General features: G+C 61.0%; 12 protein-coding genes and 1 tRNA gene. 4 read left to right on the forward strand and 9 right to left on the reverse strand.

What is annotated here, in order from left to right; genetic code table 11:
* The 3 genes from AC1D13_RS22120 to AC1D13_RS22130 form a co-directional block, all read left to right on the forward strand.
* Positions 1-1,061 (forward strand): hypothetical protein (locus AC1D13_RS22120; protein ID WP_477690298.1); only part of this gene is annotated, 1,061 nt, incomplete at its 5' end.
* Positions 1,039-2,187 carry an AAA family ATPase gene (locus tag AC1D13_RS22125; protein ID WP_477690299.1) on the forward strand — a complete coding sequence of 383 codons (1,149 nt, stop codon included), beginning with the start codon at positions 1,039-1,041 and terminating at the stop codon, positions 2,185-2,187. The genes AC1D13_RS22120 and AC1D13_RS22125, both read left to right, overlap by 23 nt.
* The gene (locus AC1D13_RS22130) at positions 2,180-3,601 is read left to right on the forward strand and encodes a TniQ family protein (RefSeq protein WP_477690300.1); all 1,422 of its coding nucleotides are present in this window, start codon (positions 2,180-2,182) and stop codon (positions 3,599-3,601) included. The genes AC1D13_RS22125 and AC1D13_RS22130 overlap by 8 nt, the downstream gene beginning before the upstream one ends.
* A 159-nt stretch (positions 3,602-3,760) precedes the next feature.
* On the opposite strand, the gene AC1D13_RS22135 is transcribed toward AC1D13_RS22130, so the two are convergent.
* From AC1D13_RS22135 to AC1D13_RS22170, 8 genes are all read right to left on the reverse strand, one after another.
* Positions 3,761-3,835, reverse strand: a tRNA-Arg gene (locus AC1D13_RS22135).
* Between the two features lie 65 nt (positions 3,836-3,900).
* Entirely contained in the window at positions 3,901-7,887 is a 3,987-nt protein-coding gene (locus AC1D13_RS22140; RefSeq protein WP_477690301.1) for a translocation/assembly module TamB domain-containing protein, read from the reverse strand.
* Positions 7,887-9,893: an autotransporter assembly complex protein TamA gene (locus AC1D13_RS22145; protein ID WP_457282253.1), complete on the reverse strand. Its 2,007-nt coding sequence runs from the start codon at positions 9,891-9,893 to the stop codon at positions 7,887-7,889. The genes AC1D13_RS22140 and AC1D13_RS22145 overlap by 1 nt, the downstream gene beginning before the upstream one ends.
* 49 nt (positions 9,894-9,942) lie before the next feature.
* A complete protein-coding gene (locus AC1D13_RS22150) occupies positions 9,943-11,157 on the reverse strand; it encodes a vWA domain-containing protein (protein ID WP_457282252.1) in 1,215 nt (404 codons plus the stop codon).
* A 25-nt stretch (positions 11,158-11,182) separates the two neighbouring features.
* Positions 11,183-11,770: a GNAT family N-acetyltransferase gene (locus AC1D13_RS22155; RefSeq protein ID WP_457282251.1), complete on the reverse strand. Its 588-nt coding sequence runs from the start codon at positions 11,768-11,770 to the stop codon at positions 11,183-11,185.
* Between the two features lie 28 nt (positions 11,771-11,798).
* Positions 11,799-12,578 (reverse strand): hypothetical protein, encoded by a 780-nt coding sequence (locus tag AC1D13_RS22160; protein WP_457282250.1) that lies wholly within the window; start codon positions 12,576-12,578, stop codon positions 11,799-11,801.
* A 27-nt stretch (positions 12,579-12,605) separates the two neighbouring features.
* Complete coding sequence (locus AC1D13_RS22165; RefSeq protein ID WP_457282249.1) at positions 12,606-12,824, reverse strand: hypothetical protein; 219 nt, start codon at positions 12,822-12,824, stop codon at positions 12,606-12,608.
* Positions 12,825-12,909: 85 nt separating this feature from the next.
* Positions 12,910-13,764 (reverse strand): AAA family ATPase, encoded by an 855-nt coding sequence (locus AC1D13_RS22170; RefSeq protein ID WP_457282248.1) that lies wholly within the window; start codon positions 13,762-13,764, stop codon positions 12,910-12,912.
* Positions 13,765-13,899: 135 nt separating this feature from the next.
* On the opposite strand from AC1D13_RS22170, the gene AC1D13_RS22175 reads away from it, so the two are divergent.
* Positions 13,900-14,568 (forward strand): c-type cytochrome, encoded by a 669-nt coding sequence (locus tag AC1D13_RS22175; protein ID WP_457282247.1) that lies wholly within the window; start codon positions 13,900-13,902, stop codon positions 14,566-14,568.
* A gap of 84 nt (positions 14,569-14,652) precedes the next feature.
* On the opposite strand, the gene AC1D13_RS22180 is transcribed toward AC1D13_RS22175, so the two are convergent.
* Positions 14,653-15,756, reverse strand: a complete 1,104-nt coding sequence (locus AC1D13_RS22180) for a S8 family serine peptidase (RefSeq protein WP_457282246.1) — start codon at positions 15,754-15,756, stop codon at positions 14,653-14,655.
* Between the last annotated feature and the right edge of the window lie 7 nt (positions 15,757-15,763).

Below are 15,763 nucleotides of genomic sequence, written 5' to 3' on the forward strand. Positions count from 1 at the left end.
TCCCGAAAATCATCAGCGTTGACAATGGCGCCGACTTTCGCTCCAAAGAACTGGAATGGTTCTGCAAAATCTACGACATTGATCTTCGCTTCCGCAGTCCTGGAGAGCCAAGGGGTGGGGCCATGATTGAGCGTCTGATCGGGGCAACGGAGGAAGAAGTGTTCGGCGTCATGGAGGGCAACACCCGCCAGATGGCGGATCCCCGTCTCGTTACCAAAAGCGTTAACCCATTCGAGCGTGCCGCATGGACTTTGACGGCCGTCTTTGGGGCGCTGGAGGAGTATCTTTTTCAGACCCGACCGAACCGGCCCCATCCTTCGCTCGGCATGACACCCGTTGAGTTCGAGCAGATGCGCATGGCCGAAACCGGCAGCCGGACGCACCGCCTGGTGGCTTTTGACGAAAACATCATGCTGATGACATCGCCCCATGCGAAGCGCCCCTTTCACAAACTTGACGATAGGCGTGGAATCTGGGTCGACAACCAATGGTATCGGCACCCTGCCATGGACCTCGTCAAGAAGGGGACCAAACTGGAAGTGCGCGTCGAGTCGTGGATGCACAGCGTCATCTATGTGTTGATTGAAGGAAAGTGGCGTGCGGCCGTGGGGGGGAATTCGCGCGGCTACCACTCCAAAGGAAGAAAAGAGGTTGAGATGGCGTTCAAGGAGCAGCAGAGGTTGGCTGGCGTCAACGCCAACAAATACTCCATCACCAGAGACAACCTCAGTAGCCGGAGTAATTTGCTTCGGCCGGAGCACTTCGATCCGCGTATTAACGAGCAACAGAGGGAAATGTTTTACCTGTTTGACCAGCTGAAGATGACCACCGCTTTGCCAGTGCCCTCTGAAGCGTTGACGGCAATTTCGTCTAGTGACACCAGGAGCACGGTGCCCATTCCAAAGCTCCTCGCGCCGTCGTCAAACGACATCTACATGCCGGTTCAATTGGCCGAGGAGTTCTCTACTGTTGAGGTGGTCGATGCCATCTCAGTCTTCCCAGCGCAACCCGCGACCCCCAATACAAAGAGTATCTACGATGACGTCGACGGCTTCCACTAAACATCGCATGCAGCGCTCAGACGAGCTTTTAGAGTCAGCCACGGTGGAAGAACCTATCGACCACGACAACATGCTCCGGCGATTGAAGCGGGCAGAGATCCTTGAGTTGGCGCCTGAGTTAAGGCTCAGGTGGTTTTACTTGGTGCAATGTCGTCACCAAGAACTTACTCGCGTAACTGCTGACTTGCTTGAGCTGCTTGAACCCAACAACGAGGTGAGCATTATCAGCATTATTGGAATGACTGGTATTGGAAAGACAACTCTCGCCAACAGCCTGAAGACAACACTGAGACAAAAATTCTTTAAGGATGCACTACCGAGTGAGGCGCCTATTCTGTACGTGAAGGCGCCAGCAAATGGCGATCGATCATTGTCTTGGAAAACTCTATATAGGCGAGTACTTAAATCTTCTAATGAGCCGCTGATCAACCTCAAGCGCGCTTCAGTGGTCAGAAACGATCATCTTCAACTCGAACGATCAAAAGACAGTCTTGGGGACCTAAGAGAGGCGATTGAGTCGATGCTCGTTCAACGGAATGTCCGGGTGCTAATCATCGACGAGGCACTTCACCTTCTCCGTTTCAAAAACTACGAGGCAGTCATGGACACCCTGAAGTCATTGGCAGATATATATGCCACCAAGCTACTTCTAATTGGGTCGTATGACATTTCCAAGATGATGCAGGAGTATGGGCAAGTCGCTCGGCGATCCGAAATCATTCATTACCAGCGTTATGAAAGAGGAGTAACGGCGCACGAGGCCGAGTTCGCGCGCGTGTTGTCAGTTATGCAGTCACTTTGGCCGTGCAACGAGGTTCCAAATCTCTTGGCTATAGCGGACCTCCTAATGCAGACTTCTTTGGGCTCAGTGGGGTTGCTAAAAGCCTCGATGCTGAAACTCGCGAGTCTCCAAATGCGAAATCACCATGAGCGCTTTGAGTCATCGATGCTTGCGAAGGCCGTCAAGAGCTCCAAATCGCTCGTGAAGATCGAAGGGGAGGTCAAGATCGGGGAAGAGGAATTGCGCGGAGCGGCTTATGGTGATTCGCTCTTCGCCTCGGACGAGGCCATAAAAAAAGTGGTGAGGCAGATGGCCACCTCCCCTAAGGAGGCGGTTGATGTGTGAGGATTATTATTTCGAGCCGCCAGAGCCACCTCTTCCAACAGCGCTCTACGGCTTTGCGCCACAGGGACTTGGGACAGGCCAGATAGAAAGTTTGCAAGGCTATCTGCTCGCACTCGCTCGCGCTCACCGGGTCGCTCCAAGACAACTCGTGAGCCAAGTTTTGTATCCTTTATTGCCGCCAGGAATCTCACCGCTGCAGTTTACTTTTAGCTGGCGTGCGCAGGGTGGCCAATTAATGCATGTCAACAAACTTGCCAGGCAATGGTTAGACGTGTTGCAGCGAGCTACTGGGCGCGAGGAATTAGCAAAGACCACCATGACGCCGCTCCAACTTCATGTGAGTGGAGAGGGGATGATGGCCACATCACTGCGTCACTGCCATAAATGTTATTCGGAAGATATCAAGCAGGGTCGTGTTCCATATCGTCGGCTCCTTTGGTCCTTTAAAACTGTTACGTGTTGCCCGATCCACCATGTTAATTTGATTGAGAGCAATTGTGGAAAACCGACTATTGAACATCTTCCTGCCCGTCTACGCAGGCAAATGGGTGGCGTGTGTCAGTGCTGCAGTTCAGTTGGTTTTAACTGTATCGAGAGTGTAGATTTGCATTCGAGTGAAAGTGAAATTTGGCTTTCCGAACAGTATCAAGAGCTAGTCGCCCGACTCTCCGAAGTCGAATCAACAAGTATGAGTGATCTAAAGGTTGCGCTAATCAATCACTCGGCACGCTCCAAAGGAGGCATCGCTGGTATGGCCGCAAGGGCAGCATTGAATAAGTCCACCTTATGGCGCTTTTTGCACCTGCCGAGCGCAAGACTTTCACTTAAAGGAATGACCAAGTTAGCCGCTGGGGAGGGGTGGTCTGTCGCCGGATTGCTTTGTGCGGATTTGACCAGTCGAGATAAGCCGGTCAAGCCTCGCTTTATGAAGCGAGACCGTGTGTACGTCAAAGTGGACCGAGTTGCGGTCAAAACTCAGCTTGAGGAAGCGCTGAAGTCTGAGGCGCCGACTTCGCTGCTGCGGCTTCAAAAAGAAATTGGAGTTACTTATAAGCGTATGGCACAGATTTTCCCTGGTCTTTGTGAGCAGATTCAAGCGAAAAGCACCGCAACTCGGAGGACTCGAGTCCATGAAATTCGGCAGCAAGCTTTAGATCAGGCCGAATCAGTGATCTCGGCGTTGATTAGGAATAAACAGAGGTTAACCCTACGAAATGCGGGATCCTTGGACGGGACGGATTGGTTTCCAAGGCAATTGCGCGCAAGAATTTTTTTGACGCTTAGAGAAGACTTCGGCACGAAACCGTTTGTGGGCTTGTGCCCCTCGCTACGCTTCGGGTCGGATATGCGTTATTTGATCGAAGAAGCTTCAAAACGCGTCCGCGCTCAGTCGATTGAGAGTCACTGGCGCTAAGCGGTTCGAAAAAACTGCAGGTAGGTACACCCCAGTCGAGGGCAAGCGCCGTGTAAATAAAGCATTTTCCGGCAAAACTTGCAATAAAGCATATTGGCCGAATAAAGCAGAAATATGGTTAACTTGACAGGCGCAAGCAGCTATTAAAACAGGAGCATGTGGTACCACCAACAGGAATCGAACCTGTATCTAGCGCTTAGGAGGCACTCGTTCTATCCATTGAACTATGGCGGCACTTCTCTTGGAGAAGCTGCAATTGTATTCGGTGGCGAACGCCGGCCTCGCCCTCAGGAATCACCTCAGTCGTAAGGCACGGTGAAGATCAGGTCCACCGCGCTTTGCTGGCCGGCCTGGGCGCGCACGGTGAAGCGTTGCGAGAGGTCGTAGAACACGTAGAGCGTGCCCAGTGCGCCGGTCACGGTGCGCTCATAGGCGGCGTAGAAATTGCGCGAAAAGCGCTTGCCCAGCGTGACGGCGCCTTCTGTCGTGGTGCCGTCCGTGTTGCTGGAGGCGCCGCGGTAGGACAGCTCGTCCAGTCCCAGCGAGGCAGCCAGGCCGCCCGACATGCCGCCGCCTTTGCTACCCAGCAGGGCCAGGGCAGCCTGCTGCAGCAGCGCGGCTTCGGCGCCGCCCGAAGCCGACGAGCGGCCCACCACCAGCCACGAGAGTTTTTCGGCATCGGGCAGCTCGGGTTGCGCATACAGGCGCACACGCGGCAGCAGGGCGGTTCCGGTAATTTGCACGCCGACGCGCTGCGTGAGGTTGGGGCGAATCGCCAGGATATCGAGCGAAGGGTTGTCGATGGCGCCGGTAAAGCGCAGCATGCCTTGCTCCACATCCAGGCGCTGGCCGTAGGCGCGGTACTGGCCGCCCGCCGTGTTGATGGTGCCGTTGAGCCGGGGCTCGCGCAGCGTTTCACCGCTCAGGGCCAGCGTGCCGCGCACACGCGTGTCTATGCCCTTGCCCTGGATGCGGAAGTCGCGGCCCAGGTCGAGCTCCACCGCCAGTTTGACGGGGCGCGCGTCGCGGTCGGCGATTTCGTCGCTGGTCTGCGCGGGCGCCTTTTGGCCCGCCGCCGCGCCGCGGGAGGTGCGCACCACCACGTCGTCGCCAAGTTGCGGCGTACCTTCGTCGGGCAGGATGATGCGGGCCTGGTCGATCACCAGCTTGCCGGTGAGTTCAGTCTGTTGTCCCTTGAGGCCGGCCTGCACCTCGCCCGATACCGTCAATTGCCGGTCGGTACGGATGCTGGCCCGCAAGCGTTCGAGCCTGGCCGTGAGCTGCACCTGCGGCTTGCCCTCTACCCAGCCGGCTTCGCCCTGGGCCGTGAGAACGCCGCCCGTGCCTTTGTCGCCTGCGCCCTGCAGCGTGAACTCGTTGATGCGCATGCGCGTGCCGTCGAGTTTGGCGCGCAGGCGGCCGTTGCCGAATTCGATGCCGTCTACCACCGAACGCAGCGCCAGGTCGTCGGCCTGCAGGTCGCCGGCCAGTTGCGGCGCGGCGCGGGTGCCGCTGATGGCGACGTCAGCACCCAGCGAGCCGCGCAGCCGCCAGCCCGGCGGCGCCAGCACTGACCACACGCCGATGCGCGGCAGCTGGGCGCGCAGCTGGCCGGCCAGCGGTGCATCGGCCGGCCAGAGCCAGCCACCGCCGGCGGTGGCTGGCGCGCGGGCCAAACGGGTCCTGAGCTGGCCGTCGGCCGTGCCCGCGCGTTCGCTGTCCCAGCGCAGCGCCAGCGTGACGGCCTCGCCTTCGCTTTGCAGCGAGAGGCGAGCTTCCTTCACGCCGGCCGCCACGCGCGCCGCCATGCCTTGCACGGTTTCGGCTTGCACGGTGATGTCGCCGCTGCTGCGTGCGAGGCTGACTTTCAGGCGCAGCGTGTCACCCAGCGTGGCGTCCCAGTCGCCATCCAGCAGCAGGGTGCCGCCCAGGCCTGCGCCGGCCATCTGCGGGCCGGCCAGCAGTTCTATCCAGGCCAGCGGCAGGCCACTGAGCTTGCCTGCGGTGATGAGCTCACGGCCTGGCCGCCAGCGAACCGGTTGCCAGGCCAGCGTGGCCTGCGAAGGTGCACTGGTGGATGCGCCCGAAGGCGGCGCGACCAGAAGGGCTTCTCCCGCGCCGCTTTCAAACAGGTCGCCATTGCGCGCGGGCGTCCACTTGAGCGGCACGGTGCTGCGGGTCTTGAGCTGCCAGGTCCCCTTGCCCAGCGTGGGGTCTTCCACACTCACACTGAGCTGCTTGACCAGGCCTTGCCACGCGGATTCAGCGAGCGGGGCGTTGCGCGCGGCGCCGTTGTTGAGTCGCCCGCCTTCTGCCGCCAGCTGCAGGGTGTAGCGGCGCTGGCCTGCTTCCATGCGGCCTTGCGTGGCCAGCTGTGCCTGGCTCAGGCGGCCGGAAAGCGTGGCCTGGAAGGCGCGGATTTTCAGGGCCTCTGCGGTAGCGACTGGTGCTGTTCCTGCTGTGCTGGAAGTCGTCGCAGCGGCAGGCGCAGGCGTCCCCATACGCCAGTCAAGCGACGGCAGGTCCAGCCGTGCCTGCAAGGCCGGGTCTTGCCAGCCACCTTGCCAGCTGGCTAGCAGCTCAGCGTTGCCGCTCGCCGATGCGCTCTTCAATGATGTGGGCAGGCCCGGGAGTCTTTGCAGCCAGCGCAGGGCTTGCGCCATGTCGCGGCCGCGCAGGCTCACGTCGCCTTTGCCGCTGGTTTGCCGCAGTTCCCCTTGCAGTTGAGCGTCCAGTCCGGGGGCTGTCAGTGTGAGTTTTCCCTTGCCGCTTTTTGCACTGGGTTGGGCCTCAAGCTGACCTGCCAGCTCGGCGTCGTCGGTGCGTACGCGCAGAGCCGACAGCACCAGCGTGCCGCCGGCCTGTTCGGCATTCCAGCTGCCGGTGGCACTGGCATCGCGCAGGCGCAGCTGGCCCAGCGGATTGTTCCTGGCGCTGGCGTCATTGCGTGCTGCCTGCACGTTTGCGTCAAAGCTTATGGCCGGGCCCTGGCTGCGGATGTCGGCTTTGCCGTCCAGCGGCAGGGGCGCCAGTTGGCTGTGCAAGAGGGCCGGGTTGACGTGTTGGAGCGTCGCCTGCAGCTTCCACGCGGGTGCTGCAAGGGATGTGGCGGGCGCATCAGCCCACTCGCCGCTGGCCAGCAGCTCGCCGCCGCCCAACTGAGCCTTGAGCGTGCGCACCATGGCTATGCCGCTACGCCACTCGCCTTGGATTTCCAGCCGATCCAGGGGCAGCTTCTGCTGGTCCCAGGGGCCAGGCAGGGAATTGGCCAGTTGCAGTTGCAACTGCCAGGCGGATGTCGATGAAGCGCTTGCCGGTGAACTTGCAGAGGGTGCAGGCCGTACGTTGGCGCTGCCCGTCAGCAAGGTTTGTGGGCCTTCGGGCCAGAAGGCCGCTACATCCAGGTCGCGAAAACTCGCATCCGCTTGCGGCAGGGGTTGGGCGGCCCAGGGCATCACACGGGCAGTGGCAGTTGCCTGTGGTTGCCGCTGGTTTTTGGGGGGTGATGTGGCGGAAGGCTGAGCGCTCATTTGCAGCTCGGCCTTCACCAGCAGTTCGGTGAGGGGGCCGTGGGCCGTGGCTTTGAAAGCCAGCGGCAAGGGCGCTTTTGTGCCGGGAATCTGCGTATCCAGCGCGCCTGCCAGGCTGGCATCAAGCTTCAGGGGGCTGTGTGACGATAAGGTCGCGCGCCCGTTGTAGCGGCCGTGCGCTACCTGCGCGCTGAGCAATTCCAGCTGGTGGTCTATGCCCTTGAACGAATAATTGCCCGTGATGGCGGAGGCAAAAAATGCCGCGCCGCCCGTCCATTGAAACTGCCCGATTGAAAACCCGTCAAGCACCACCGGCAGCGGCAAGCCCAGCGCTGAGGGCGGCACTGACGGTGTTGTTGAAGGCGCGCGTTGGTCGGTGACCTGCACGCTGGCCGCGGCCAGCCGGTTGACCTCCAGCGTGCCGTGCAGCAGCGACCACGGTTGCCAGGCGAGGGTGACATCCCTCACATCCACACGCAGGCCATCTTGCTGCCACACCAGTTGGTCAACATGCCCGCCCGCGCGTAACGAACCTGTCACGCGTTCGGCGCTCAGCGGCTGGGTTCGGGCGATCCAGTTCAGTGCGGTGGCCAGTGAACCGTCGGTGCCGGCCCACCACCAGGCGCCTGTCGTGGCGGCTACGGCCAGCACCACCATGCTGCCGGCGGCCCATGCAATGGCGCGCAGCCAACGGCGTGGCGGGCGCGCCGGTTTGGGCACGACAACAGGCGTGACGGGGGTATCAGGCGTGTCCATCAGAAAACAAATCCCACGCTGACGTGCAGGCGCAGCTGTTTGACTTTCTCGCCATAGGCCAGGTCAATCTGCAGTGGCCCGATGGGGCTTCTCCAGCGCACGCCGGTGCCGATGCCGACGGAAGGTTTCATGTCTTTGGGATTGTCTGCCACGGCGCCTGCATCGATGAAGAAAGTGTTCTCCCATTCGCTGGGCCGGCCGTCGCGCAGCATCGGGCGCTGATATTCCACGCTGCCCACCGCCATGTAGCGGCCCGGCCCAGTCACGCCGTTGTCCAGTTTGATGCCGATGTCGCGATAGCCGTAGCCGCGTACGGTGGTGTCGCCACCGGTGCGGAACAGCAGGGTGCCGGGAATGCGCGCCGAGTCTTTGGCCAGCACGGCGCCGCCCTCGGCGCGCATGGCAATGCGGCCCCGCTCCAGCGGCACAATGCCGAGCCAGCGGCCCACGGCGCGGGTGAGGGGCAGGTGCTGCGACCCCATGGTGCTGCCGGCGCCGAGTTCAAAGCCCAGGCCGTAGCCCTTGTTTGGGAATGGCAGGCTGTCGAAGTAACGCCCGGTCCAGACGTAGTTGGCCGTCAGGGCCGAGCCGTCGCCGATGTCGGCGGCGGAGCTGTTGATCTGGCCGCTGCCGCTCACGCTCGCCCTGTCGTATTGCAAATAGATGTTGCGGTCTATGCGTTCGCCGGCCTGCGTGCGGCCAAAGCGCAGGCGCCCGGAGCGGGTGACGAGCTCGTTGTCGTCGACACGTTCGGTGCGCGCCAGGGCCACCCAGCGCCAGCTGGCCTCATCGGGAATCGAGGTCCATTCGGTCTGGGCGAAAGGTGATTTCTTTTCGAGTTGCAGTTTGGTGACGGCGCGCCAATTGGTGCCCGGCACGCGCAGGTGTGTGTGCTCAATCGAGGCGCGCGGCCCGCTGTCGGTGGTAACGCCCACGCCCAGGATGATTTTTTGCAGTTTGGCTTCGCGCACCTGTACCTGGACGGGCGCTGCCTGCGGATCGCTTTCGGGATCGACAAAGATGTAAGCCGAATCGAAATAACCGCTGGAAGCCAGCCGCTGCTGTGCTTCGGTCAGCTGCTTCTGGTCGTACACGGCACCGGCACTGAGGCGTGCCAGGCGCGGCACCAGCACCGGGTCGTAGCGCTCGACACCTGTGACCTGCATGGGGCCCAGGCGGTAGAGGGGGCCGGAGTCGAGCTTGAGGCTCAGGGCTGCGCTGTGCTCCGGTGCGTCCACATCGGCCAGGCTGCCTGCCAACTTGCCGGCCGGGTAGCGGCGGGCAACCAGGTCGCGCAAGGCCTGTGTCTTGGCGCTGTCCCAGGCGTCCTGCGTAAAGCGTTGGCCCGTGGGCAGACGCCAGTCGCGCTGGATTTCCGCGCGCTGGGCCTGCGCATCCGGGTCGGGGGATTCGGCAATATCGCCTGCAAAGTCGATTGCCACCGGCCCGACCGTTGTAGCCTGGCCCGGCTCCACCGCGACCACAATGGTCGGCCGCTGGCCTGACCCCGCGGCAGTGCCGCCTTCTCGCGTAATGGCGATGGTCGGGCTGAAATAACCCAGCGTGCCTACCAGATTGCGCACATTGCGCTCAGCCAGAACGATCAGGCGCGCCAGCTCGGCTTCGTCCAGATCGGTCACGGCGCGGTAGCGCTGCAGCTCAAGGTGTCTTTCGAGCAGCTCCTTGATGGGCTGCGGCGCGCGCACCGCGATGTCAAAGGCCGTAACTTCAGGCTGAGCGCCGGTTGGGCCGGTGGAGCCCTGCGGTGTGGGCTCCGGCGTGACTTTCTGAGGGGGCGGAGGTGGGGCTGGCGCGGTTTGTATGACGCCGGAAGGCGGTGTCGCTGTGTTGCCGGACTGTGCAGGCGCAGCTGTTTGCGCGGCGGCGAAAGGCGCCAGAAATATCGCAAAGAGGGCGAAAGCAGGGATGAAGCCGGCGCTGGTCGGCAATCCTGCCGGGGTGGCCGTCCGTGCGCAGTGGGTACTGTGGGTACTTGGATGGGTCACGAGGGCAGTTTACTTGAGCGCCCCAGCGCTCAGGCGTAGGAGGCGAACGCTACTTCGAGAGCATTCGCATGGCCTCTTCCAGACCCTTGATGGTCAGCGGGTACATGCGCTGGTTCACCAGTTGCTGGATCACGCTGATGCTCTGGCGGTATTGCCAGACGCCCTGCGGCTCGGGGTTGATCCAGGCGAACTTGGGGAAGGCGTTGGTCAGGCGCTGCATCCATTCGGCGCCGGCTTCTTCGTTGTTGTATTCCACACTGCCGCCCGGCTGCAGGATTTCGTAGGGGCTCATGGTCGCGTCGCCGACGAAGATGAGTTTGTAATCCTTGTTGTACTTGCGGATGATGTCCCAGGTCGGGAATTTCTCGCTGAAGCGGCGGCGGTTGTTCTTCCACATGAAGTCATAGACGCAGTTGTGGAAGTAATAAAACTCCAGATGCTTGAACTCGGCTTTGACGGCAGAGAACATTTCCTCGACGCGGTGGATGTGCTCGTCCATGGTGCCGCCCACGTCCATCAGCAGCAGCACCTTCACATTGTTGTGACGCTCGGGCACCATCTTGATGTCCAGCCAGCCGGCATTGGCCGCCGTGGAACGTATGGTGTCGTCCAGGTCCAGTTCTTCGACATTGCCCTGGCGCGCGAACTTGCGCAAGCGGCGCAGCGCGACCTTGATGTTGCGCGTGCCGAGCTCCTGGGTGTCGTCGTAGTCCTTGTAGGCGCGCTGGTCCCAGACTTTCACGGCGCTTTTGTTGCGGCTTTTCTCCTGGCCAATGCGTATGCCTTGCGGGTTGAAGCCGTTGGCGCCAAAGGGCGAGGTGCCGCCTGTGCCTATCCATTTGCTGCCGCCTTCGTGGCGTTCTTTCTGTTCTTCAAAGCGCTTTTTGAGCGTTTCCATGAGTTCGTCCCAGCCCATCTTCTCAATCTTGGCTTTTTCTTCGGGGCTGAGTTCCAGCTCGAGGTTTTTGCGCAGCCATTCGAGCGGGATGTCTTTCGTGAAGTCAGCCAGCATCTCCACGCCCTTGAAGTAGGCAGAAAAGGCGCGGTCGAACTTGTCATAGTTTTTCTCGTCTTTCACCAGCACCGTGCGGCTGAGGTAATAGAAGTCGTCGATCTTCCAGGCGCCTTCGCCCTCATGGGCGTCGAGTTTGTCGCTGTTCGGGCCGACAACGCCGGCCTGCAGCGCCTCGAGCAGCATCAGGTATTCCTTGACGGAGACCGGCAACTTGGCCGAACGCAGGGTGTAGAAGAAATCGATCAGCATGAAAAACTCCTTGGCGACGCACGCCTCAGGCTCTTGGCTTGTCGAGCAGGTACAGCAGCTGTGCTTTCACCTCGGGCCATTCGCCGGCAGCCAGGCTGTACATCACCGTGTCGCGTATGGTGCCGTCGCGACGCAAGGCATGGCCGCGCAGTACGCCGTCTTTGCGGGCGCCCAGTCGCTCGATGGCGCGCTGGGAGGCGTGGTTGAAGTTGTCGGTGCGCCAGCCCACGATGTTGCAGCCCAGGGTTTCAAACGCATGCGTGAGCATCAGCAATTTGCAGGTGGTGTTGACATGGGTGCGCTGGCAGCGTGCGGCGTACCAGGTGTAGCCAATCTCGACGCGCTTGAGGTTGGGCACGATGTCGTGGTAACTGGTGGAGCCGAGCACCTCGCCGGTGCCATCGTCGGTGACGGCAAAGGCCAGGCGGTTGTTGGTGGCCAGCGCAGTTTCGATGTAGCCGCGGGTTTCGTGAGGCTCGGGCACCGAGGTGATGCGCAGCTTCCAGAGCTCGCCGTCGGCGGCTGCGGCCTTCAGGCCTGCTTCATGGTCGAGCGTGAACGGAACTAGCTTGACGCCGCGCGTCGTGAGGGTGACGGGTTCTACGAAGGCCATCCGGCAATCCTTTTCATATTTAGCGTGTTCACGTGGACCGCAGCGTGGCGCAGGCTGTGGCGGCCTGGCCGCGCGGATTGTCCCGGCACAGCTTGTTCAGTTCATTTCTGGCGCCGGCGTGGCCGGCATGGGCCGCGCGCACCAGCAGCTCTACGGCATGCCAGGGAACGTCTGCAACAGGGCGGTGCGGCGGCACCGGCCGCGCGGCGGCAGCCTTCTCGGATTCGATCGAGGCCTTGGCGCGCAGACGCGGCGGCCCGGCGGCGGGCCGGCCTTCCAGCAGCTTCACGTAGTCATGGACCATCAGGTCGGCATCCGTCGCCGTCAGCTGCTTGCGCGGGAGCGACAGCCAGGAGCGTGTGCCGGCGTCAGGCACATCGCTGAGTTTTCGGCCCGGCGCCGTCAGCATAGCGGCGACGTCGTCGGGCACGGCCTTGCCCAGGCCTGATGCGCGCGACAGTTCGTCGGCACTCATCGCGCCGGTCGCCGCGTTGCGTTCAGCGGCACCGGCTGCGGCAGCGACGTCGCCCGCGCCGAGCTCCGCCGCGCCGGCGGCTTTGGCTGCCTTCGCCGCCGCATTGGCGCCCTGCGTTACCTCGACTGCGCCAGCCACGCCCGCTGCGCCAGCGGCGCCTTTACCCGCAGCACCTGCCGCACCGGCAGCGCCTTTGCCTGCAGTGGAGCCCACCTTGCCGAGGAGGCCCCAGAAGGCATATGACGGGGCGGGGAGCAGTGTCAGGGCCAGCAATGCGGCCAGGCAACTGCTGTGCAGGGCTGCACGGTGGAAGGGGGCGGTTGAGCGTTGCATGGGCGTATCCCAGTCAGGTGTTTGCGGTCAATCGGCTTTCTTACGGCGGCGCCAGGCCCGCGCAAGTTGCAAGCCGCCGCCGCCGCCCAAGCCCACCAGCACGATGCCGGCGATGGCGCTGTTGCCGTAGCCGGCTTCAAAAATATCGAAGCCGAGCAGATGGCCGGCCCAAAAACCAAGGAGCGCACCGCCGACAAAGCCCACCGCGTCTGAAATACCCTCGATCAACAGTGATTTTTGGTTCATATGAGTTAGCTCTAACTGACAACAATAATTTTGCGGATTGGCTGCAGAGTCTTTGGATCTAGCAGTTCTGTGATGTACATGTTGTTCAACGATTGTTGCGCTGCATGAAAACCAGCTTCTCGAACAGGGTCACGTCCTGCTCGTTCTTGAGCAGCGCGCCCACGAGCGGCGGCACGGCGACCTTGTCGTCCTTGCTTTGCAGGGCGTCCAGCGGGATGTCTTCGGCGACCAGCAGTTTGAGCCAGTCCAGCAATTCGGAGGTCGACGGTTTCTTCTTCAGGCCAGGCAGGTTGCGCACGTCGTAGAAGGTCTTCATGGCTGCGGTCAGCAACTCTTTCTTCAGGTCGGGGAAGTGCACGTCCACGATCTGCTTCATGGTGTCGGCGTCGGGGAATTTGATGTAGTGGAAGAAGCAGCGGCGCAAAAACGCGTCGGGCAGCTCTTTTTCGTTGTTGGAGGTGATGAACACCAGCGGCCGGTGCTTGGCCTTGATGAGCTCACGCGTTTCATACACGTAGAACTCCATGCGGTCAATTTCACGCAGCAGGTCGTTCGGGAACTCGATGTCGGCCTTGTCGATCTCGTCGATCAGCAGCGCGACCGGCGTTTCCGAGGTAAAGGCCTGCCACAGCACGCCCTTGACGATGTAGTTGTGGATGTCCTTGACCTTTTCGCCACCGTCCACGGTCGACAATTGCGAGTCGCGCAGGCGCGACACCGCGTCGTATTCGTACAGGCCCTGCTGCGCCTTGGTGGTGGATTTGATGTGCCATTGCAACAGCGGCAAGTTGAGCGCTTCGGCCACTTCCTCGGCCAGCATGGTCTTGCCGGTACCCGGCTCGCCCTTCACGAGCAGCGGCTTTTTCAGGGCGGCAGCGGCATTCACGGCCAGCATCAGGTCCTGGGTGGCGACGTAGTTCTTGGAACCTAGAAATTTCATGTTCTTGGGGAGAGGAGGTGAAAATTGAAAGGGCGTTTGCGCGGGTTGCCGGCAAGGGGTGCCCGGTCTCGGCAGGCCCAGATATAATCCAAGGTTGTTTTATACGATGAATTCCCACCTGATTGTGCGCGCAAAATGAATAAGCTGTTCACCACGATATTCGCCGTAACTGTCTCTTGCGTGACGGTTGCAAGCCTTGCCCAGGAGATCAAGGGCGATGCCAAAGCCGGCGAAACCAAGAATGCCATGTGCATCGGTTGCCACGGCATCAAGGGCTACCAGGCCTCTTTCCCCGAGGTTTATAAGGTCCCGATGATTTCAGGCCAGGGCGCCAAATACATCATCGCCGCGCTCAACGAATACAAAAAAGGCGACCGCAAACATCCCACCATGCGCGCCATTGCCGATTCGCTGACCGACCAGGACATGGCTGACCTCGCCGCGCACTACAGTGCTGACGGTGTGGTTGCCGGCGCCGCAGAGCTGCCGGCCAAGCCGGCCAAAGAACCAAGCGCGGAAGTCCAGGCCCTGTTGAACAAGGCCAACTGCGCGTCTTGCCATGGCGCCAACTTCAGCAAACCGATTGATCCGGCCTATCCCAAGATTGGTGGTCAGCATGCTGACTACCTGTTCGTGGCGCTCAAGGCCTACAAGACAGAAAACAACCCCAAGGTTGGCCGCGGCAATGCCATCATGTCCGGCATGGCCAAGCAGTACACCAATGTTGAGCTGAAGCAATTGGCCAACTACCTGTCGTCGGTAGACGGTGACCTGAAAACCGTTCCGCAGAGAAAATTCCGTTAGACCGGGTCGCTCCTGCAAAAAGGCCACTGGGAGCAGCGACTTTTTTGTTGGCTTTGGGGGGGGGCAGTACCGTTGGCGGTTTGGCTACGTGCCGGGTCGCCGGAGCGCCGCGTTAACTTGAAGCAGCCCGCAACCGAATGCATCGTCGCGCCCCGTGGGGCCCAGGTCTTTTGCGGTTTCGCAGAAATGGTAAGGCGCGGTCACGCTCACTTTTCTCTTGCTCAACCAGTACGCAACGGCGCCTGCGGCATGGGCACTGGCGTAGGAGGTACCGCTGACATAGCGTGCAGCAACACCCGAGGGCAGGTGTGGCGCGGGCGGCGCAAGGGGTACCCAAATATTGACACCGGGGGCCGCCACTGAAATGTAAGCGCCGTGATTGGCCTGGCTATAAAGCTGTCCTTCAACATCGATCGCAGTAACCGCCAGCATGCCCGTGTAGCTGTTTGCATAGGCCGCGGGGTAAGCGGGTGGTGCACTGCTGCCGTGGTTGCCTGCGGCGGCTGTCAGCAAAACATCCCGCTGCATAAGTTCGGCGATTGTCATTGCGACGTTTTTATCGTACCGGCCAGACAGGCTCATATTGATGATTTGCACACGCTGTTCCAGCAGCCAGTCGACCCCTTGAATCAACCGGTAGCTGGTGGTAACAGTTTGTTCCCCTTTTGCCGACATGACGACAGCATTAAAAAGACGTATTGACGGCGCAACACGTGCAATAAGGCTTGCGATAGCGGTGCCGTGGGCGGGATGAGCTGGCAGATCCAGGGCGGCGGTTGGACTTTCTGCTGCGAAGGGCTTGTTGGCGAGCGTGACGTCACGCAGCCACGCGGTGGGCATTACCTCGGTGTCGAGCATGCCAACGCGGACGGACCGGAGGGCTTGATAGCTGGCTTTGGATGCTGCACCGGTTTTTGCGGGCTGAGGCGGCAAATCCAGCATGCCCACCGCATATTCCCTGCCGGTGGCACCCGCCTGTGTACGGTACAGATAGTTGAAGTCCACACTAAGCTGCGAAAACCGTTGTTGCCATTGGGTTACCCGCTGTGCAGCCGCGGCATGGTCGGCAAACTGAAACAGCGCAAGGCTCCATCCCAGTGTGTTCAACCTGGTGGAGGCAATTGGCTGCGTATTTTCGTTAGCCAGAGCGTTCAGTACATTCTGCATGGCCGCCAGGTCTTTCGACACAAGCAAT

The sequence above is a fragment of the Polaromonas sp. P1_E12 genome (genome assembly GCF_056405975.1).